The sequence below is a fragment of the Kribbella jejuensis genome (assembly GCF_006715085.1).
Lineage (GTDB): Bacteria > Actinomycetota > Actinomycetes > Propionibacteriales > Kribbellaceae > Kribbella > Kribbella jejuensis.
Window position 1 is genome coordinate 776,607 of sequence record NZ_VFMM01000004.1, and the last position, 20,777, is coordinate 797,383.

General features: G+C 69.1%; 16 protein-coding genes. 5 read left to right on the top strand and 11 right to left on the bottom strand.

Features of this window, described 5'->3' with window-relative positions; all coding sequences use genetic code 11:
* Window positions 1–80: 80 nt before the first annotated feature.
* From FB475_RS36360 to FB475_RS36385, 5 genes are read right to left on the bottom strand one after another with little or no spacing between them, the layout of a single operon-like run.
* On the bottom strand, window positions 81–2,099 hold the full coding sequence (locus FB475_RS36360; protein WP_141863013.1) for an ABC transporter permease: 2,019 nt from the start codon (window positions 2,097–2,099) through the stop codon (window positions 81–83).
* Window positions 2,096–5,512 carry an ATP-binding protein gene (locus tag FB475_RS36370; RefSeq protein ID WP_202878700.1) on the bottom strand — a complete coding sequence of 1,139 codons (3,417 nt, stop codon included), beginning with the start codon at window positions 5,510–5,512 and terminating at the stop codon, window positions 2,096–2,098. The genes FB475_RS36360 and FB475_RS36370 overlap by 4 nt, the downstream gene beginning before the upstream one ends.
* Entirely contained in the window at window positions 5,499–6,071 is a 573-nt protein-coding gene (locus tag FB475_RS36375; protein ID WP_141863015.1) for a hypothetical protein, read from the bottom strand. Before FB475_RS36375 ends, FB475_RS36370 begins: the two co-directional genes overlap by 14 nt.
* The gene (locus FB475_RS36380; protein WP_141863017.1) at window positions 6,071–6,358 is read right to left on the bottom strand and encodes a hypothetical protein; all 288 of its coding nucleotides are present in this window, start codon (window positions 6,356–6,358) and stop codon (window positions 6,071–6,073) included. The genes FB475_RS36375 and FB475_RS36380 overlap by 1 nt, the downstream gene beginning before the upstream one ends.
* A 49-nt stretch (window positions 6,359–6,407) precedes the next feature.
* Complete coding sequence (locus FB475_RS36385; RefSeq protein WP_185759591.1) at window positions 6,408–7,451, bottom strand: conjugal transfer protein; 1,044 nt, start codon at window positions 7,449–7,451, stop codon at window positions 6,408–6,410.
* A 678-nt stretch (window positions 7,452–8,129) separates the two neighbouring features.
* On the opposite strand from FB475_RS36385, the gene FB475_RS36390 reads away from it, so the two are divergent.
* Window positions 8,130–9,005 carry an aldo/keto reductase gene (locus tag FB475_RS36390; RefSeq protein WP_141863021.1) on the top strand — a complete coding sequence of 292 codons (876 nt, stop codon included), beginning with the start codon at window positions 8,130–8,132 and terminating at the stop codon, window positions 9,003–9,005.
* Between the two features lie 204 nt (window positions 9,006–9,209).
* Window positions 9,210–9,599 (top strand): thioredoxin, encoded by a 390-nt coding sequence (gene trxA, locus FB475_RS36395; RefSeq protein ID WP_141863023.1) that lies wholly within the window; start codon window positions 9,210–9,212, stop codon window positions 9,597–9,599.
* Between the two features lie 340 nt (window positions 9,600–9,939).
* Here the strand turns inward: trxA and FB475_RS36405 are convergent, their stop codons facing one another.
* Complete coding sequence (locus FB475_RS36405) at window positions 9,940–11,205, bottom strand: NAD(P)/FAD-dependent oxidoreductase (protein ID WP_141863025.1); 1,266 nt, start codon at window positions 11,203–11,205, stop codon at window positions 9,940–9,942.
* A 90-nt stretch (window positions 11,206–11,295) separates the two neighbouring features.
* Between FB475_RS36405 and FB475_RS36410 the strand changes: the two genes are divergently transcribed.
* Complete coding sequence (locus FB475_RS36410; RefSeq protein WP_141863027.1) at window positions 11,296–12,834, top strand: helix-turn-helix domain-containing protein; 1,539 nt, start codon at window positions 11,296–11,298, stop codon at window positions 12,832–12,834.
* Between the two features lie 221 nt (window positions 12,835–13,055).
* On the opposite strand, the gene FB475_RS38010 is transcribed toward FB475_RS36410, so the two are convergent.
* The 3 genes from FB475_RS38010 to FB475_RS36430 are packed head-to-tail and all read right to left on the bottom strand — an operon-like array spanning window position 13,056 to window position 15,801.
* Window positions 13,056–14,231, bottom strand: coding sequence for an NAD(P)/FAD-dependent oxidoreductase (locus FB475_RS38010; protein ID WP_185759592.1), 1,176 nt, complete (start codon window positions 14,229–14,231; stop codon window positions 13,056–13,058).
* Window positions 14,228–14,755: an isoprenylcysteine carboxyl methyltransferase family protein gene (locus FB475_RS36425; protein ID WP_185759593.1), complete on the bottom strand. Its 528-nt coding sequence runs from the start codon at window positions 14,753–14,755 to the stop codon at window positions 14,228–14,230. Before FB475_RS36425 ends, FB475_RS38010 begins: the two co-directional genes overlap by 4 nt.
* Window positions 14,755–15,801 carry a type III polyketide synthase gene (locus FB475_RS36430; protein WP_141863029.1) on the bottom strand — a complete coding sequence of 349 codons (1,047 nt, stop codon included), beginning with the start codon at window positions 15,799–15,801 and terminating at the stop codon, window positions 14,755–14,757. Before FB475_RS36430 ends, FB475_RS36425 begins: the two co-directional genes overlap by 1 nt.
* 21 nt (window positions 15,802–15,822) lie before the next feature.
* Here FB475_RS36430 and FB475_RS36435 point away from each other — a divergent pair, with 21 nt between their 5' ends.
* Window positions 15,823–16,626, top strand: coding sequence for a UbiA family prenyltransferase (locus FB475_RS36435; RefSeq protein ID WP_141863230.1), 804 nt, complete (start codon window positions 15,823–15,825; stop codon window positions 16,624–16,626).
* On the opposite strand, the gene FB475_RS36440 is transcribed toward FB475_RS36435, so the two are convergent.
* Window positions 16,623–17,510, bottom strand: coding sequence for a LysR substrate-binding domain-containing protein (locus FB475_RS36440; protein ID WP_238332658.1), 888 nt, complete (start codon window positions 17,508–17,510; stop codon window positions 16,623–16,625). The two genes, FB475_RS36435 and FB475_RS36440, sit on opposite strands and share 4 nt — an antisense overlap.
* Before the next feature lie 108 nt (window positions 17,511–17,618).
* Between FB475_RS36440 and FB475_RS36445 the strand changes: the two genes are divergently transcribed.
* Window positions 17,619–19,136, top strand: coding sequence for an MFS transporter (locus FB475_RS36445; RefSeq protein WP_141863031.1), 1,518 nt, complete (start codon window positions 17,619–17,621; stop codon window positions 19,134–19,136).
* Window positions 19,137–19,206: 70 nt separating this feature from the next.
* On the opposite strand, the gene FB475_RS36450 is transcribed toward FB475_RS36445, so the two are convergent.
* Window positions 19,207–20,763, bottom strand: a complete 1,557-nt coding sequence (locus FB475_RS36450; protein ID WP_238332659.1) for a N,N-dimethylformamidase beta subunit family domain-containing protein — start codon at window positions 20,761–20,763, stop codon at window positions 19,207–19,209.
* Window positions 20,764–20,777: the final 14 nt, after the last annotated feature.

A 20,777-nucleotide genomic window follows, 5' to 3' on the forward strand; every position in this document is an offset into this window, starting at 1 on the left:
GGGTCAGTCGCAGGATGGCGTGACTGACCAGCGCCTTCTCTACGGTCCTGTGGCGAACCTGAATTCCGGGACATCTGCCATCACCTGCGCGTCGGTACGTGCACCGTCACGCCGTCCTTGCTGACGGCCGAGTAGTCCCGGAACCGCCTGGACTGCGACGGCACCGCCTTCCGCCGCGCCCGCTGCCCCTTCGGCGGCCCTTCCCGCAAACTCGCGGAATGCGTATGAATCCGAGGCTCGTACCGAACGTCATTAGGACTCGCCGCCACAGGCCGCCGAGAATGCCGAGCCTTCTGCCCGTCGGCGGACGCACTCCGAGAATTGCCGGAGGCGGAACCCGTTGGAACGGCAACACCAGAAGTCGTCACCGTGATCGTTCGCCTCTTACCGGTTTCACCCGACTGCGAGCGGGCCCGAGCCAAGTTGAGCGCCGAGGTGCCGCGAACTGGCCCGGCGGGCGCTGTGACGCGACTGTCTGAGCCCGCAGCGGCCGGTCCACCCAACAGCCCACCGCTCCCTGGAGCCGAGTTGCCAGTACCGCCATCGGCCCGACGTCTGTCCGACCCGGATGTCAGCTCATATGGCGAACCGGCGGTCGAACCCCTGGACAGCGAACCAACAACCGGCGCCTGGCGGTAAACGCGCACGGATGAAACTCGTTGTGAGGTCGCGTCCGACGACCGGGTGCGATCACGACTGCGCTCAGCAGGCGCCGGCGCGGGGCTGCGGCTGCCGAGCGCGTTCATCACACGTTTGACCGCGCTCGTAGCACCACGCCGCGCGAGTCCGCCAAGCATGATGCTGCCGGTCCCCGGCCGCATCATTGTTGTCAAGCTGTCGAGCAATCGGCGGAGCCGGAAGCCCACTATCAGGACGACGATCGCCAATCCGGTGACCGGCAACCAACCGAGGGGGCCGCTGAGCGTGAAGACAGCTGTCACCAGGGTCAAGGCCGTCCCGAAGACAAGCATCGCCAGGAACGACTGCAAGACGAGGCCGACCAAAGCCTCGAACCAGTTCAACCCCCATTGCCGCGGCCGACCGGGGATGATCCAGAGGCAGGCGAAGAATACCCCAACGACCAAGAGAAGTAATGCGCCGATGAAGGCCATGAGCGCCGTGAAGGCCAGGCCGATGTTCAGGAACCCGAAAAGCGTGGCCGCAATCGCTGCGAGCATCACCACAGCTGTACGGCCGAACGGATTATCACCCTTGATCCATTTAACCGTCGGAGCGTCGTTACCACCCTCGGCGGGCACGATGACCTTGTTGACGTAGTCCTTCCGCGCATCCGCGCTGACTCCAACGTCGAGCATGCCCTTGCCGTAACGCTCACATGCCGAAATAGATCCGAACTCCGCGATACACCAAGGCGTGACCGCGAAGCCTCTCCAGCTCGCGTCAGCAGACTTCCGGAGCAGGGTGTCCCGGGGTGTTCCTGTAAATCCCGGTTCTGGCCAGGGAATAGGACTCTGAATCGTCGGCCCAAGGGCATCGGATGATGCGCTCATGACCGCGCTTGCACCCATCTGACGCGCGCCGTCGACGCCGCGCAGCCAGGTTGCTGGAGCCAGCGCGAAACTGATGCTGAGCACTCCCGCGACCAGCACCCACACCATCTGTCCCAACGCGCTGCCGGTCGCTCGTCGCTGTGTGTATGCCGCGACCGCGCCAAAAGCGAGGGCCGACGGCAACAACCAGCCGACCAACTGAGTACCAGTGGCACCGATGGTCGTCGACGTCGCATCAGTGAGCGGCTTTACATCGGTAAATGAGAAGAGCCACCAACCGACCGAGATCGCCGCACGAGTGATTGCCAGGATGTACATCATCACGATGTAGGCGTACCCGTTGAAAATCATGTTGAAGGTGTCACTGAGCCCGGTATCGAAGTCCAGCCCGTAATCCATTGGGCTGTACTGCTCGAACAAGGTTCGGGTGTCGCCGTGGGTCAAGTCCGGGGTAGGCAGCAAGTCCGCAAATCCGGTGGGGTTCGTCGGACCGGGTTTGGGATCGGCGGCCAGTGCCAGTTGCGACGTGATGATCAAGGAAAACGCGATGATGGTGGCCGCGGTTTGGAGGCGGCGGCGCCACGTCATGCGACGTGCTCCTTGTTGCCGGTGGGTGGGCGGTCGGGGTCCTGGTCGTCGCCGTAGGCCGGGTACATGGCCTCGTTGTAGGCGGCTTCGTCGGCCTCTTGGTCGTAGACCTCGTCGGGGCCGATCGGGGACTCGTAGCGGAAGGGATGGCGTTGTGGTGTGTCTTGGCCGTTGGGGGTTGGTGGGTGGCCGTTTTGTTGGGCTACCGGGGCGGTAGCGTCCGCGCCACTAAGTTGTTGGGTCGCGGGCACCGTTGTGGGTGCGGGCGGTGCGGTGGGTGCCGCCTGCGGTGCTGACGGCGCGGCCTCGTGGTTGGGTGCGGGGGGCGTTGGTGAGTCTCCGGGGGTTGCCGCGGCCTCGGTGGTGATGGGCGCGTTGGTCGTACCGTTCGTTGGCTGACCGGATGTCTGTGCGGCGGGTGGCTGCTGCTCCGGCTGTGGGGTCGAGGCGGGTGTGGGCTGGTGGCCGTACGCCGCAGGAGCCGGCTCGGCTGCAGTCGGTACGACGCCGTTCTCGTAGGCCACCGCCGGTGCGACGCCGTCGCCGTACGCCGCAGTCGGTGGGGCTGCGGAGGGCGATGGGGCTGCTGGGGTCGCCGAGGACGGGGCGCCGGTCTGGGATGGGGCGGCGGTTGGCGGCGGGGTGGGCGCGGGTGGGTGGTTTGCGGAGGGTGGAGTGGTGGTCGTGTGGGTTGTCGGAGGTGCTTCTGCGTTCCTGGTGGCGGCTGGCTCCGGCTGGGAGGACGAATCCGGTTGCGCGTAGGCGGCCGGAGTCGGTTCCGCGTAGGCGGCCGGAGTCGGTTCCTCGTAGGCGGTCGGAGCCGGTTCCTCGTAGGCGGCCGCGGTCGCTTGCGCGTAGGCGGCTGGGGTGGGCTCGAAGTCTGACGCGTCGGTGTAGTCGTCTTCGGCGAAGGGGTCTGGGGTGGGGGGTGGCGTGGTGGGGGGCGTGCCGGGGGTGTGTTCGGATTCGGGGGTGGTGCGGAGGAGGGTGGCCACGCGTTGGCTGGGGATGTCTATTTGGACGGTGGCTACTTCGTCCCAGCGGTCTCGCATGATGCAGTGGCCGTGGCGGATGGATTTGCCGTTGGCGGCGGTGTTGATGCCTCGGACGAGGGTTTGGTACGGGGCGGTTTGGGGGCGGCCGAGGAGTTCGAGGAGGGAGTCGACCTGTTCGCGGGAGCGGAGGCTGAAGGCGAACAGGGTCGTGATCTGCTCGACCAGGCCGGGGAGTTTCAGGATGGACGCCGGGTCCTGGGTGTCGAGGACCAGGGAGGCACCCAGGGCGCGGCCTACTCGGGCGATGTAGTCGAGGAAGGAGGCGCCGTCCGGCGTCTTGGTCAGCAGGTGGACCTCGGGGACGATGACGACCTTCGAGCGGCCGCGGAACTCGCGGCGGCCGGTGGTGCGGATCATCCAGGCGAGGCAGCCGCGCAGGCAGGCCATGCCGACGCGTTCGATCGGGGACCAGGACTCCGGCGCCGACTCGGGCGAAGGCAGGGTGAGGCCAGGCATCTGGACCACCCAGAGACCCGGGTTCGTGGTCAGCGAGGAGAGGCCGGACGGCGGGCCGGCCACGACCGAGCCGAGGCCGGTCTCGACCAGGTCGCGCAATGCAAATCCAACGGTGCGCACGGTCTCGGAGTCGGAATTGCACAGCCGCTGGATGACGCCCCAGGAGGACGGGTCCGGCGACTGGATCTCCGCGCGCGTCGCGGCCACGACCGGGGCCTCGGCCGCGCCACGGAGGTGCGGCGGGAGCAGCAGCATCAGCTGTGACGGCGCCTGCAGCAGCGCGTCGTCGACAGGGAGTACTCGCAGCAGGTCCGCGGCGCCGGAGAACTGGGCGGTGATCTCGATGACGGCCGTCGGTACGCCGTACTCGGCGGCGACTGCTGATACGCCCGCGGCGTCGCCCTTCAGGTCCAGCAGCGGGACCCAGGCGCCGGCGAACGCGGAATCGAGGCCGCCCAGCATCGCGGCGGTCGTCTTACCGCGGCCCGACCGACCGAGGAACAGCGTCGTGGTGGCGTCGCCGAGAGCCGAACCGGCGGCCGCGTCGAAGCGGACGAGACCCGGCGTGGAGCCGGTCAGGTACCCGATGGCGGGACCGGTGGCGTCACCGATCGACGCGCCGCCCCAGAACCAGGACCCGAAGAACGCCGTCGACTCGCGGACGTGCCCGAGGTCGGGAACCCGGAGCTGGTCGCCGGGCAGCGACTCCAGCCACAGGTCCCGCTGCTCGTCGGCGCCGACGGCGACGGTGATGCCGCGATCGGCGTAGTGCGCGATGACGGCGTCGACGTACGCCTCGAGGTCCTCGCGGGTGTCCGCGCTGACCAGGAGCCGCGGGTGGTCCTCGACCAGAGTCAGGCCGCTGCGGTTGATGTCGCGCTTGACCTCACGCATCACGCGCTCGGTCTCGACGATCTCGTCGGCGGTCTCCTCGGCCGTACCCTTCGCGGCCGAACGGCGCTGTTCCTTCGCGCTCTTGCGGGTCTCGTCGACCAGGTGCCGCGCGGTCTTCTTGCTGAGCACCCGGAACCGGACGGACGCCTCCACCGTGACGTCGATCTCGTCGCCGTCGTCGTCGATGGCCTTGATCTCGGACAGCGTCCGCAGCCACTCCCCCGCGCCCGGCGTCTCGAGTTCCTCGGGGAAGTCGGTCATCGCCAGCACGGACGTGTACGCCGCGATCTGGCCGCGGGTGTCGTAGATCCGCAGGTGGTCGGTGTACGGCACGACGCGGCCCGAAGTCAGCCGGGCCAGCGAGGCGCCGGTGATCAGGCCACGTCGCGGCGCCGCGACCGCGCCCCGGTGCATCTCACGGCTGATCAGCCAGGAGATCACCTCGGCCGGTGCGGTGTGCGCCCGCCAGACGGTCGAGCCGAGCTGACGAGCGAGCTTGCGCACCCGCTCGTCGAGGTGCGCGAGCTCCCGCGCACTCACTCGCCACGAGGTCGTCCCGAGGGCGTCACTGATCGAACCGCGGACCTGCGCGGTGGCCCGCGGGTCCCGGTCGGACAGGTGCACGCCGAGCGCGACGTACCGCTCCGGCATCCGCATCTCGTCGATCCGGTCGGCCCGGGTCTGCGCCCACGCCTCGTGGTCGCCGAGCCGGTAGTGGCCGGCCACGGAGTCGAGGTAGTCCTGGCCGGTCGAACGGCCCCAGACCACCTTCAGGTGGCTGAGCCGGTCGCCGAGGATGGTCGCGGCCGCGCTCACCGCGGCGTCCAGGGCCGCGTCCTGCTCGGCCTCGGTGGCCAGGTCGGTGTTCGCGACCGAGATCAGGAACCACGCCTCGGCGCTGCGTTCGGTGACCAGCAGGCCGTCGGCGATGGCGACCAGCCGTGGCGGTGGCAGGCCGCGCTCGCGACCGACCCCCACCAGGTTCAGGAGCTTGTCAGCGATCTTCATCCAGGCCTCTTCCTGACGACGTCCTGCGGCTCACCCGTTGCACATGCTCTGCTCCCAGCAACCGGGCCCGCTGGTTGACGGTGATGTCCGCACCGGCGCGGACCATCGGATCGGCCTCCACCACGACCTCGCGCTCCCACTCGGGCGTGATCCGGGCCTTCGCCAAGTCGGCGACCTTGCGGGTCGACATCCGCTCCCGCCAGGGCAGGTACTCCGACTTGTCCGCGGCCCGGGCCCCGAGGCCGATGATCGGCCGGTGCGCACGCAAGGCGTACCGGACGGCCAGCGCCCACTCGGTGACCCGGCGGCGGCGTTCGTGGAACTTGCCCGGCCGCCAGCCGAACGCGGTGATCACGAACGGCGGGACGACGTACAGGCTGACGGTGGGCTTCTGCGGTACGCCGATGAACGGGAACAGCAGCGCCACCCAGAGCAGGATGACGACCGCGCCGAAGATGATCATCCGGCGGCGGGCGCCTTCGCCGAGGTCGATGCCCAGCAGGTCGTACTGCCGGGTCTCGATCTCGAAGTGGTGGGTGAGGGTACGGCCGACGCGCATCAATTACCCCCGGAGAGCAATCCCCAGAAGCCCTTGAGCACGTTGATGGTCTGGTTGTTGGCGTAGATCAGACCACCGACCAGCACCCCGGCCGCGATGTGGCCGAACAGCTCACCCCACTCACGCTTGAAGTAGTGGCCGATCGCGCGCAGCACCAGGATGGCGATGAAGATGTTGCCCGCGATGACCAGGACCCAGTCCTTGAAATCCGCGCCGGTGGGGACGTTGGGGTTGGCCATCGGCACGGCAAGCTGAACCACGCTCGCAGCCAGTTCGTGCGTCGTCATTGCGGTGTCTCCCTTGTTGCCTCGGTCATCCGATGGCCGGTCGCTGGATTCATCCGACGGCAGCCACTTGCCATCGTTGTGCTCCGTCCGTGGCGACAGTACGCCTCAGCGTGAGCGTGTAGGTCTGGTCCAGCGTGGTATCGCCCACGCCGTTCCAGGTGACGGCCGCGGTCGCCTGCCGCTCGTCGTCGTTGCCGGTGTACACCTGCCAGTCCTTGAGCTGGCCGAACTTCACCGCGCCGTTCAGGCTGCGGATGGTCGAGCCCGGCGCGGTCACCGCGGACACCTTGTTGTCGGACTCGGCGTAGGCGCTGAAGAACGCCTCGGCGTCCTTCTCGGTCGCGGCGGTCAGGTCGTCGTCGGGCTTGCCGGCATCGGGCATGTTGCTCGGCAGCGGGGCCCGCTCGTCCGGCACGAAGGTCGGCGCACCGGTGGCCACCACTCTGGAGGACGTCCGTGCGACCGGGACCGACAACCGCTCCCAGACGATCGGACCGGCGGCGAAGGCGTTGCCGCCCGTCCGGTTGAACGTGTGCACCCGGACCCGGACGTCGACGATCGCGGTGACACCGCTCGGGTCCGGTGTGACCTCCCCGGGGTAGGCCACGTCGGCGGTCTGCTTGCCGCGGCCGTTCCAGCCGGCGCCGCTGTCAAGCCCGGCCGCGAGGTCGAGGCCCACCTGGGCCGGACGGGCGTCGGGGTTGTTCTCGTCCCAGGTCAGGTAGGCGACGGCGTACCGGGTGGCGACCGCGCGGGCCTCGTCCGACGGGAAGCTGCTCTGCGCGCTGACCACTGTCTGCGGCGTCCGGTTCGGCGCGATCCAGGAACGGATGCCGCTGATCGCGGCGAGCAGCAGGACGACGACGACGAGGCCGCGGAAGAACCGCCGCGCCCAGGTGGAGAACGACGACTCGGGCTCGGTCGACCACGGGGTCTGACCGGGAGCCAGCACCTCACGCGGCGGACCGGGCGGGGCGGGCGCGGCGTGCGCGCCGTGCGGCGAACGCTGCCTCAGGCGCTCGGGTGCGCGCGGGCCCTGGGCCGGCGGCGGTGTGTCCGAAGGGCGCGCGGCCGGGCGGCGCGGCGGAGCCATGACGCCACCGTTCGGCGGCGGTGGCGGATTCTGCGGAGCGGAGTACTGTGCGGCGACCCCCTGCGCCTGGCGCGGGGTAGGTGAGACCGGCCCGCCGGGGTGGGCCCACCACTCCGGCGCGGTACTTTGCGGACGGGCCTTGCCGGGTTTCTTCGTCCGGCGCTGGTCCGACCAGTGCTCACCTTTTGGCGGCAGATTCAGTACTGTTCGCCACCAACTCATCCCTACCCGCCCCTCAGACAGCAGTTACGCGGACAGTAGCCGGGAGGATACGGCACGCAACTGTCCTCCGGGAGACCTGAGACCAGGATCCGGATAGTCCATCGCTCCCCGCAGCCATACTGTTACCCCACACGCGGGCAGTGCCACCCTCGCGGCCGCTCGTACCGGCCAAGCGTGACACCTTCGGTACCGTCGTCATAGCTCCTCTCTCATGCCCACTCGGGTCGACCGGGCAGCGCACACCATGCCACACGCCGCGGACAGGTTCGAAAATCCGTGCGAACAACATGGTAAAAGCACGTACCCACTGATCACAGATAGTAACCGATCCAACGATCGGCCTGTGGAAAACTCTCCCGTGGCGCGAGGGTCAAAATCGCCTGTGGACAACCGCTTGCCGGGAGCGGGTCCGGGCATAAGGTCGTCAGTGATCCCTGCTACCCCTGGAGGACCAGGATGGAAACTCGCCGGCTGGGCCGACTCGGCCACCAGAGCTCGGTACTGATCTACGGTGCGGCATCTCTCGGCGCTGTCGACCAGGACCGCGCCGACGCCTCGATCTCCGAAGCTCTCGAGGCCGGAATCAACCACTTCGACGTGGCCGCGGACTACGGCGACGCCGAGCTGCGGCTCGGCCCGCGGATGCCGGAGATCCGCGACCGGATCTTCCTCGCAACCAAGACCGGCCGCCGGACCTACGAAGAGGCCTGGAGCGAGATCAACCGGTCGCTGGAGCGGCTGCAGACCGATCACGTCGACCTCATCCAGATGCACGCGGTCTGCGACCTGGAGAACCTCGATCTCGTGACCGGCAAGGGCGGTTCGCTGGAGGCGGCGATCCGGGCCAAGGACGAGGGCATGGTCCGCGCGATCGGTATCACCGGCCACACCGCGCAGGCGCCGTCGGTGCACACCGAGGGGCTGCGCCGGTTCGACTTCGACAGCGTGCTGACGCCACTCAACTACAAGCTCTCCACCGATCCGCAGTACGCCGCTGACTACGCGGCGCTGGTGGACGCCGTGAAGGCCTCGGACGCCGCGCTGATGACGATCAAGATGATCGCCCGGCGGAACTGGGCCGAGGGCGAGGAGAAGTCGTACGACACCTGGTACCGGCCGTTCGACGAGCAGCGGTACATCACGGCCGCGACCGCCTGGCTGCTGAACGGGCACCCGGAGATCACCGGCCTGGCGACGGCCGGCGAGACCCGGCTGCTGCGGCAGATGATCGTCGCGGAGCGCGAGCGCGCCGACCTGACCCCGGAGGACGCCGCGTCGATCCTGGCCGAGGTCCAGGGCTACGAGTCACCCTTCGTGGACATGCCGATCTGACCAACCGCCTGACAACGTGGCCCAGGTCACATACGAGACTCCGCATTCCGGTCAGGGGTCACGCGGCGTGCTGGTGCCGCCTCGGGGGCGGCGCGTGATCCGTCGCCTCGTACGGCGTACGGGAATTGCCAGGCGGGGCGTGGGAACAAGTTGCGGGGGGATCGGTGTTGACTACGGCGTACTCAACTACTTTCGGAGGTCGTAGTGGCAACGGTCGAGCTGACCCAGGACAACTTCAACGAGGTGGTCGGTGGCGACGGTCTCGTGCTGGTGGATTTCTGGGCCGAGTGGTGTGGCCCGTGCAAGATGTTCGGACCGGTTTTCGAGAAGTCGTCCGAGCAGCACACGGACATCACGTTCGGCAAGGTGGACACCGAGGCGCAGGGTGAGCTGGCGCAGGCCTTCCAGATCAGTTCGATCCCGACCTTGATGGCGGTCCGCGACGGCGTCGTCCTCTACTCCCAGGCCGGTGCGCTCCCCGCCGCCAGCCTCGAGGACCTGATCGGCCAGCTCCGCGCGGTCGACATGGACGAGGTCAAGGCCCAGATCGCCGCCCACGAGGCCGAACACGGCACGGAGCCGCACACCCACTGATCCACCCCAACCAATCCGGGAGCACCCACCAGGGTCTCCCGGATTTGTTGTGTCCGGTCAGCTGTCGCGCGAGCTCAGCACGCAGAACTCGTTGCCCTCGGGGTCGGTGAGGACGGCGAAGGAGGCGTCGACGGGTTGGCCAGAACAGAGTGAGAGCGGGCCCTGGGCAGGAGAATGACGAAGCCAGGGCCCGCTCTCGGGGCTGACCGGAGCGGCTACGTGGTGGCCGGAGGAGGCGCGGGCAGGTGAGGCGCTGCCCGAGTGAGGCTCACCGGAAGGGCTGCTCGAGGTGACGGTCAGCAGGATGGAGAGGCCACGTCGTTGGGGCCTCTCCAAGCTGTCAGCGGGTCGGGTCGAAGGGCCGCAGCTCCTCGGGAGTACGTCCGGTGGTGATCGTCTCGGCCAGCAGCCGGCCGGTGATCGGGCCGAGCGTGATGCCCCACATACCGTGCCCACCGGCCGCGAACACCCGGGGAGACGACGTGGCGCCGATCAGCGGCAGACCGTCCGGAGTGCAGGGCCGCGGGCCGACCCACTCGAACGTCCGGGCGTCCAGGTCGGCGTCGCGGAGCAGCGGACGGGCAGCGTCGACGATCGCGTCGATCCGGCGCGGGTCGAGCTTCGCCTCGGGCTTGCGGAACTCCATCATCCCGGCCACCCGGAGCCGGTCGCCGAGCGGCGTGCAGGCGATCCGCTGCGCAGGGAAGTACACCGGGCCGGACGGTACGTGCGCCATCGGCACGCTGAAGCTGTAGCCGCGACCGGCCTGCACGACGGTCCGTACGCCGAACTGCCGCGCCAGGTCGCCGAGCCACGCGCCGGTCGCCATCACGACCGCGTCGAACGGGTCGGTCTCGCCGTCGGCGGTGACCAGGCGGACGCCGCGGATCTCGTCGACGATGTCCTTCACCACGACGCCGCTGATGATCTGCCCGCCGCGGGCGATCACCGAGTCGGCGAGCTGGTTGACGTACTCGCCCGGGTTGATGAAGCGCTGGCCGTGCAGCCGGATCGCCGCGCCGATCTCGTCGGACAGCGACGGCTCGATCTCGCGGGCGTCGTCACCGGTGATCGCCTCGAACTCGATGCCCTGCCCGGCGGCGTGGATCTGCTCGATCTCCTCGAGCAGGACCTTGCGCTCCTCGACCGTGCGGTACGCGGCCAGGAACGACTTGGCCTCGTAGGTCTGCGCCTCGACGCCCGCCTTGGCCAGGAAGTCGAACGCGGTCAGCGCCTGGCGGTTGATCGGGACGAGGGCTTCCATCGCGGTCTTCCAGCGTCCGGCGGTGCTGTTGCGAGCGAAGCGGGTGAGGAACTTGAGGAGCCGCGGGCTCGCGGTGGGCGGCACGTACACAGGGGAGGACGGGCTCAGCACCGCACGGACGCCGTACTTGAGGACCGCTGGTTCCGGCAGCGGGGTGGCCAGGCCGGGGGTCAGCCAGCCGGCGTTGCCCCAGGACGCGCCGGCCGCGACACCCTCGCGGTCGAGCACGGTTACCTCGACGCCCGCTTCCTGGAGGAACCAGGCGGTCGCCAGGCCGACCATGCCCGCGCCGACGACGGCGACGCGATCCGGGACGAGGTGAGTGGAACCAACTGTGGTCATGTATCGATGGTGCGGCCGGCAACGACGTCTGTCATGGTGCGATCACACCATTGCAGAGACAAATTACTGTGCTGAGCGCACAATAACCTGGTGATCTCTTCATCCGATCTGATCGTCGCTGTCGGCCCTGCGCTGTTCGAGGTCGTGGTGCCCGGCAAGGGCGACAACGAGGTCAGGGACGTGTTCCTGGCCGACCCACAGGAGCCTGCGACCGGTCAGCCGGGCGACCTGGTGCTAGGCCTCGGTCTCCGCGATGCGGAAGACTCCGTCGAGCTGGTGGAACGCTGCGCCGCCGGTAACGCATCAGGAGTGGTCCTCCGTACGGCGTTGGCGCACGAGCCGTCCGTGGTCGCTGCAGCGGAGCGGGAGGCGCTCACGCTCGTAGCGCTCCAGCCGAGCGTCACCTGGGCGCATGTGGTCTGGCTGCTGCGCGGTGTACTCGACCGTGCCGCCGCACCGGACTCCCCCGCCGCGGGCGACGCCGGCGTACACCAGGAGCTGTTCGCACTGGCCGACGCGGCCGCTGCGATTGTCGATGCGCCGGTGACCATCGAGGACAATCAGTCGCGGGTACTGGCGTACTCCTCGGGTCAGGACTTCACCGACCCGACCCGGGTCTCCACCATCGTCGGACGGCGAGTACCACCTGAGGTCATCGCGCACTTCCGGGCCCGGGGCATCTTCAGGCGATTGGCCCGGTCCAGCGAGCCGTTCCTGGTACCGGACGGGCCGAACGGCATCCGCCCGCGTCTCGTCGTACCTGTACGGGCCGGTGGTGAGTGGCTGGGGTCCATCTGGGCTGTCGTGGACGGTCCGGTGAGTGAGGCGGTCACTACCGAGCTCAGCAATGCAGCCTCAGTGCTGGCCCTGCACCTGCTACGGCTACGAGCACAGGCGGACGTAGCCCGCAGGAGCGCGATCGATCGGCTGCGGACGGTCTTGCGGCAGTTCTCGCCGGACAACCCGGTTGATGTACGGCTACCACGGCAGCCGTGGCGGGTGGTCGCACTCGGGTCTCCGGACGGGTACGACGTACCGCAGCAACTGGACCTGTGGGAGTCGCTCGGGCGTCGTCATGGGTGGAGCGAGCCGCAGCTGGCCGACCTCGACGGGACGGTGCTGGCGGTTGTCACGGACGCGGACGGGCCCGGTTCTTGGAGCTGGCTGCAGAAGCTGGTCATGGAGCAGTCCCCCGGTACGTACGCCGCTGCGGGAGGTCCTGCGCGTGGTCCGGCGGATCTGCCGAGCTCACGGGCGGAGGCCGTCGAGTTGCTCGGACTGGTACGGCGGGGTGTGGCGCGGGGGCCGGCGTTGCGGGTCGAGGAGGCGTGGCACGTACTGACGGTGCATCGGGCGGTGACGTCGCTTGATACCACCAAGATGGATGGTCCGCTGGCGACGTTGCTTCGGCACGACATCGAGCACGACACCGGGTACGTGGAAACGTTGCAGGCCTGGCTGGACTTTCCGGGTCAGCCGCAGCGGGCGGCCCGCGAACTGCACCTGCACACGAATACCCTGCGGCACCGGATGAAGCGGATCGGCGAGATCGCGGAGCTGGATCTGTCGGATCCGCAGGAACGCTTGGCGTTGCAATTGCAGATTGCCGCGGTCCGGACGGAGCACTGAGATGTACGCCACAGCGCCGTGTAACAAGGCTTCACATTCCGGCAACTGTTGGGCAACATCCGCCTGACAGAGTCTTCCTTGTCAGCAGGTCCGATCTTTCACCAGGAGACCGGAAAGGCTGCCCGGTCCCAGCTTTTCACCAGGAAGCTGGGGCCACCCGTGGGCCCGGCGATGTCTGAGCGACCGCCGGGCCTGCGGCATTTCCTCGCCCTTGAGGTTGCCTAGGACAACCGGTTGACGATGGTCCGGTAGACCGCCGGGAGGCGGGCGGCGGCGGGGACGATGTACGGGGCAACCAGTCGGCGGTTGCGGGCCCAGAGCAACGATGCGGTGAGCAGGCGGCACTCCCAGGAGACGCGGCGCCAGGCGGCCTCGTAGTCCTGCGGGCGGTCGGCGCGGACGCAGTCGACGAGTTCGGCCGAGGTGCGGAGGGCTACGGCGATGCCTTCGCCCGTGAGGGCGTCGACGTACCCGGCGGCGTCGCCCACCAGGAGGACGCGGCCGGCGGTGCGGGCGCGGACGCGTTGGCGGAGGGGGCCGGCGCCCATGACTGAGCTGGCCGGCGGGGCTCCTTGCAGGCGCCGTTTGAGTTGGGGGAAGGCTTCCAGGTGCTCGGCGAAGGTGCCGCGGGCGGAGGTGAGGACGGCTACGCCGACGAGGTCGTCGGCTACTGGGGTGACGTAGGCCTCACCCAGGCGGGACCAGTAGACCTCCACCAGGTCGGTCCAGGGGGCGACGGTGAAGTGCTGGCGAAGTCCGCGCCGCACGTCGCTGGGGGCGCTGTGCGACGCGTGAAAGAACGAGCGGGCAGAGCCCGCAAGGCGGGCGGCCGGGCCGGGGGGCATGAAGCGGGTGGCAGGGTCAAGGGACGCGGAGCGGGTGGCAGGGTCAAGGGGCGCGGAACGGGCGGGCACGAGGCGGGTGGCGGGGTCGGGTGGCGCGTAGGTCAGGCCCAGTTGGCGGCGGATGGGGGAGTGGAGACCGTCGGCGGCGGCGAGGTAGCGGGCGGTGATGCCTGCTGCGGTTACCGAGGTGGTGTTCTGGGTGATGGGGCCGACGCGGGACTGAAGGACCGGGATGTCGAGGGCGGCGAGGCGGTCGGCGAGGGCTGCTTGGAGGGCGGTACGGCGTACTCCGCGGCCCCGGCCCGCCGTGAACCGAGCCTCGACGGAATGCGTGCCGTCGAGATAGCGGATGCCGTGGAACGAACGGCCCGGGAGTTCCACGCCGAGCCGCGACAGGTACTCGACCGCGCTGTGCGCGATGCCCTCACCACAGGCCTTGTCGATCGGAGTTGCCCGTGGCTCGACGACCACCACCGAGAGACCGGAAAGCGCCGCGCGGATCGCAGTCGCCGCACCGGCCGGCCCGGCGCCGGCCACGAGCAGGTCGATCATCGGGTCAGCACGGTACCGAGGGCGGTCTCTTCGGTCCGGATCCGGATCGCCAGCAACGGTGCGTTGAGCAACGTGAACACGATCGCGGTGATGTACGCCGAGTGCACGAGCGGCAGCGCGATCCCCTCACCGATCACGGCGAGGTAGTTCGGATGCCGCAGGAACCGGTAGGGGCCGCGCGTGACCCGTCCGAGTCCCGGTACGACGATCACGCGGGTGTTCCACTGGTACCCGAGCACCGAGATGCACCACCACCGCAATGCTTGCATCGTCACCACGACGGCCACCATGGTCCACCCGAGCCGCGGGTCGAACGGCCGGCCGGACACGATCGCCTCGACCACGCACCCGGCCAGGAGCCCGGTGTGCAGCACCACCATGAACGGGTAGTGCCCCTTCCCGAACTCCACTCCCCCGTGGCTGAAACTCCACTTCGCGTTCCGCAGCGACACGACGAGTTCGGCGACGCGCTCGAGCCCGACCAGCACCACGAGAGCGACGTACCACCACAAGGAATCCGTCATCACCACTCCAGGAGGACGAGCTCGGAACAGAACCCCGGGCCCATCGCAAGCAGGAGACCCATGCCTGAAGGATCCAGGTTGAGAGTGTCACCGAGGACGTGCAGCACCGAGGATGACGACAGGTTGCCGACTGCATCGAGCGACTTCCAGGTCAGGTCGAGCGCACCGGGCCGCAGCCCGAGCGTCTCCGACACCGCCTCGAGTACCTTCGGGCCGCCCGGATGGCTGACCCAGGTCCCGATGTCGCCGATCGCCAATCCGTGTGCGGCAAGGAACTCGCGTACGTCGCCACCGAGATAGGTCCGTACCACCTCAGGTACGTCGGCGCCGAGCACGATCCGGAACCCGCCCGCACCGACGTCCCACCCCATCACCCGTTCCGAGTTCGGGTACAACCGCGAACGCGTCGCGACCACCGAAGGCCCCGACGCCGACGGATGCGCGGACCCGGTCATCACCACCGCCGCCGCGCCGTCCCCGAACAACGCGCCACCGACGAGATTCGGCAACGAGGCGTCGTCGCGCTGCAAGGTCAGCGAACACAGCTCCACCGACAGCAGTACGGCGACATGCGAAGGCCACGCCGTCAGGTAGTCGTGCAGCCGCGCGATCCCGGCCGCTCCCCCGACACACCCGAGGCCGAACAGCGGCAGCCGCTTCACGTCGTCCCGCAACCCGAGCCGCATCGCCACCCGCGCGTCGATCGACGGCGCCGCCACCCCGGTCACCGTGGTGAACATCAGTACGTCGACGTCGTCCAGCGTCAGCCCCGCGTCCTTCACCGCGCCCGCGACCGCCTCCGCTCCGAGGTCGACCGCCGACGCGATCCACGCGTCGTTCGCGGCACCGAAGTCCTTGAGCGCGGCGTACTCCTCCAGCGGCAACGCCAGATGCCGGTGCGACACGCCCGCGTTCGCGTGCAGCCGCCTGAGCAACGCCGTACCCGTGCCGTCGGGCAGGCACATCGAGGCGAACGCGTCGGTCAGCTCCGACTGCGGATAACGGTAGGGCGGGAGCGCGGGGCGGACCGCTGCGATCCGCGTCATCGTGGCATCGTTACGAGGGTGATGAGGACGGTCAACGGTCTAGCGCTCGCCTGCCATCCGGGGCCGACCCTTGCCGTCACCGCCCTGGTCACGGCCGTCGCGTGGTCGGCCGGGCGGAATCCGGCCGGGTGTCTCCTCGTCGCAGCAACGATCCTCACCGGCCACCTCTCGATCGGCTGGAGCAATGACGCGATTGATGCCGCCCGCGACACCATTGTGAACCGCCGGGACAAGCCGGTGGTGCGTGGACTGGTGAGTCGCCGGACCCTCGCGATCGGTGCGGGCGTCATGCTCGTGATCACCGTCCCCGTCTCTTTGGCCAACGGATTCCTGGCCGGACTGGTTCATCTGCTGTTCGTTGCCTGCGCCTGGGCGTACAACCTCGGCCTGAAGTCGACCGTGATCTCGTGGCTCCCGTACGCCGTCGCGTTCGGCGGGCTGCCCTCGTTCGTGACGCTCGGGACCGCGCACGTCTGGGCGCCGTGGTGGGCCACCGCCGCGGGTGCTCTTCTGGGAATCGGTGCCCATCTCGCAAACGTCGTCCCGGATCTCGCCGACGACCTGGCGACCGGCGTCCGCGGCTGGCCGCAGCGGCTCGGCCGCTACGCGCGCCTGATCGCGCCGCTCCCGCTCGCGGCGGCGACCGTCCTGCTGGTGATCGCCCCGGCCGGCGCGATCGGTGTCGTCGGCTGGATCGCGCTGGCGGTGGTTGCCGCGCTGCTCACCACGATTCTGTTCTGGCGGAACGCGCCGTTCCTGGTGACGATCGCGATCGCTGCCGTCAGCATCGTTTCGCTGGTACTGCGCGGGGATGCGCTGACTTAACCCGCGTCCGGTTTGAGTGGCGACGTACTGCCGAGGATCGCGGCGGTCAGGGCCTCGGCCGGTTCCTTGGCGGCGCGCGGGTTCGTGATCAGCACCAGGTCGATCGGCGGCAACTCGGGCAGTCCCGCGCTCGGCGGCGGCTCGACCAGGTCCGCGGGCATCAGCGACCGGGCGAAGATCGCGATCCCGAGCCCGGCCCGAACGGCCGCGAGGACGCCGTTGACGCCCCGGACGATGCAGGTGATCCGGCAGGTCCGGCCGGCCTGCTCGAGCGACTGCACACCGAGCGACCGGCTCAGCGACGGCGCCTGGTACGTGACGAGCGGCACCGGGCCGTCGGGCGCGATCCGGGTGCCGGCGATCCCGGCCCAGACGAGCGAGTCTCGGCGGACCAGCCGGCCGTTCGGCTCGTAGCCGCCGCCGGCGCCGTGCTTCACGTAGGCGAGGTCGAGGTGGCCGGACTCGACCCGGCGGAGCAGGTTCGGGCTCTGCGCGACGGTCAGCTCGAGGTCGATCCGCGGGTACAGTTGGCGGAAGTCGCGGAGGATCTTCGGCAGCGGCGTCAGCGCCAGGTCGTCGGTGACGCCGAACCGCAGCCGGCCGCGGAGCTCGGAGCCGGTGAAGTACCCCGCGGCCTCCTCGTGCGCGGCCAGGATGGTGCGCGCGAACCCGGCCATCGCCTCGCCGTCGGCGGTCAGCGTCACTGTGCGGGTATCGCGGACGAACAGTGGCCGTCCGACCGCGGTTTCCAGTTTGCGGACGTGCTGGCTCACCGTCGGCTGCCGGATCCCCAGGCGTTCGGCCGCCTGGGTGAAGCTGAGCGACTGTGCGACGGCCAGGAACGTGCGCAACTGGTCCGGGTCGTACATCGATGCACCTCCCATTACGTGACGCTATAAGACTAATAGGAGTAATTCGCTGTCGATATCCAGTACCGAACCGTGAGGATGGACGTGTCCTCCCCTGACCGACCACTCGCGTAGGGATTACTCTTGACCACCCGGGCCACCGGTACTGTCCCGTCCACCGACTTCCACCTCCACCGCACCGACTCGAACCGCCTCCGGGAGACGCGCCGCCCGGGCTTCAAGGACACCTTCAGCGCACTGCGGGTCCGCAACTTCCGCCTCCTGGTCAGCGGTCTGCTGGTCAGTTCGACCGGCGGCTGGATCCAGCGCATCGCCCAGGACTGGCTGGTGCTCACGCTCACCGGCAGCGCCACCGCGGTCGGCATCACCACCGCGCTGCAGTTCCTGCCCACGCTGGTGCTCGGCCTGTACGGCGGCGTGATCGCCGACCGCTTCCCGAAGCGGAAGGTCCTGCTGGTCACCCAAATCACCATGGGTACCTGTGCCGGCACGCTCGCACTGACCGCGTTCACCGGCAGCGTCCAGGTCTGGCACGTCTACACGATGGCGTTCGTCCTCGGCCTCGCGACAGCCGTCGACAATCCGACCAGGCAGTCGTTCGTCACCGAACTCGTCCCGCGCGACACCGTCCGGAACGCGATCAGCATGGTCTCGTCGACGTTCCAGCTCGGCAGCCTGATCGGCCCGGCGCTGGGCGGCGTACTGCTCGGCACGATCGGGGCCGGATGGGCGTTCGCGCTCAACGGTCTGACGTTCTTCGCGTCGATCAGCGCGCTGCTGCGGATGCGGGAGAGCGAGATGCCCGGGTTCCACGCGGCGCGCAAGGCGAGCGCGGGGCTGCGGATGCGGGACGGTCTGCGCGACGGCGTGCGGTATGCGCTCGACGAGCCGGCCGTGCGCTGGGCGATCGCGCTGGTCGGGATCTACGGAATGTTCACGATCAGCCTGCCGGTGACGCTGACGGCGTTCGCCGACCGGGTCTTCCACACCGGCGCTTCGGGGTACGGCGTCCTCAACTCGGTGGTGGCGTTCGGGGCGCTGGCCGGCGCGCTGCTGTCGGCCCGCCGCGTCCGGCCGACCCGGCTGCGGAACCTGATCGGGATCGCCTGTCTGCTGACGATCACCGAGGTACTCGCGGCGATCCAGCCGTCGCTGTGGACGTTCATCCCGGTGCTCGCGTCGATGGGGATGGCGACGCTGATGTTCCTCACCGCGGCGCAGTCGATGGTCCAGCTGACCACGCCGGACGGTCTGCGCGGCCGGGTGTCCGGGATCTACAACTTGGTCTTCATCGGCGGCGGCGCGATCGGCGGCCCGCTGGTCGGGTTCCTCGCGCAGCACTTCGGCGCGCGCTCGGCGCTGCTGATCGCGGGCCTGGTCCCGGCGATCGCCACGGTGGCCATCGGCCTGCGGTTGCGGCGGGACGGTCAGTTCCGGCTCGTCCTCGTCCGCACTCGCTCCCCCTGGCACCAGGTCCCCGTCCGTCTCAACCTGCAGCAGACCGAGATCCAGTTGTCGGCGCCGAGAAGCACGCCGTTCCCCCGCACCTCGCGGCCCTTCGTTCTCGGTCGCCGGCAACACGCACGCGCGGACTCCCACCTCCGCCCGCTACGCCCCCGCCGTCGCGCGCAGCACCACTAGAAACTCCTGGGACAGGGTCGAGCGGCTGCCGTCCACACCTCGGCCCTGTCCCGGGCTCCCGCGCAGCTGGTCAGCCGACGGAGCCGCCCGAGCCGGTGGACGTCGATGCTGAAGCGCCGAGCGTGTTCAGATCCGGTTGCGCGGGGTGTGTGCGGGCGAGCGGACCTGCCGACATGGCTCGAAGCAGATTGACGGTGACCGTGCGGGCGAACGCGACCTCTCGCGCGGTCAACGAGTGCTTGGAGTTGGGCCCGTGCAAGGACGGGACCCAGTTCATCGAGCCGGTGTCGAAGACGCCCGCGCCGGAAGGCGTTGTGTAGTACGTGGCGTCCGAGAATGTGTGGATCGTCGGCCCGCACGAAACCGGCGAATGGGCGACGACTTGCAGAGTCTTCGGGGTTCCGGGGATCGGGTAGGCGCGATCCACCTCGGTCGCGGTCAGGCCCGGGTACGCCGAGCCCTTGCGCGCACCTGTTCCGGCGTACAGGAAGAAGTCAGGGTCGCGTACGGTGAAGGATCCGACCGCCGGGAAGCACTCGTAGAGCATGCCGGTCAGCGAGTTCTCGGGGCGTGGGTCCGGCTTGCTGCGCCACTTCGCGGTCGTGTCGGGGCGGTTGCGCAGCGGGTCCAGCGTCGCGTCCTTGTAGCCGACGATCACCCGATTCCCGGCCTCGTACCGTACCCGCCAATACACCGCGTTCGCGCCCAGGAACGCGACGTTCGTCCCACTGTCCCGCGCTTTGGTGACCGCGTCACGCATCGCGACCGTCCAGTACTCGTCGTGCCCGAGCGACACCACACCGCGCGCACCGGACAGCGCGTTCGGATCGGTGGCCAGGTCGACGCTCGTCAGGTACGCGAGCCGTACGCCGCTACGTTCCGCCAGCTGGATCAACGGCAGCTCGGACTGCACCAGCGTCCGCGCGCCGTTGCCGTCGTACGGCCGGTTGAAGGTGACCCGGTGCGCGCGCGACGCGAACGACTTGTCCGGACCGTTGTAGAGCGAGTAACCGCCCCATTCGTTGTAGGCCTCGTACGTGTTCACGGCGTTGACGATCGCGACCGCGCCTTGCGTCGACTCCGAGCGGACGGTCAGCGGGACGTACTTCTGCTTCCCATCAGCCGCGGTCAACAGCAAGAGGTACGCACCGGCCGGCCAGCCCGTCGTCGGAACCGTCAATGACGGCTGCCACGTGGTCGTGACGAGATGGTCGGACGGCCGGACAACCGCCGCAGGTTGCACCCGACCCGGAACGCTCGGCGACGTCCACACGAGTCGCCCGCCGGTTCCGCCGTACCAGCCGATCCGGAACGCCCGCACGGTGAAGGCGCCCGCGGTCGACGTCACGAACAGCTTGAACGGCTGGCCGCTGCGGACACTGACGTGGTCCGCGTAGCCGGCCAGTTCGAGCGGCCCGGCGATCCGCTGGGTGTCGATCTTCCAGGCGGTCGTCCCGCGCTTGGCGTTCTCGGCGACCACACCGGGGCCGACGGCTGAGGGCGTTGTTGCCGGCGCGGACGTCGGTGCGGACTGTGAGGCCGGTGCCGGCTGCGAGGTGGGCGCCGTCGACTTGCAACCCGTCGCGAGCAGCACCATCGTTGCGCCCAGCACCAATCCGCGTCGCACCGTGAACATGATCT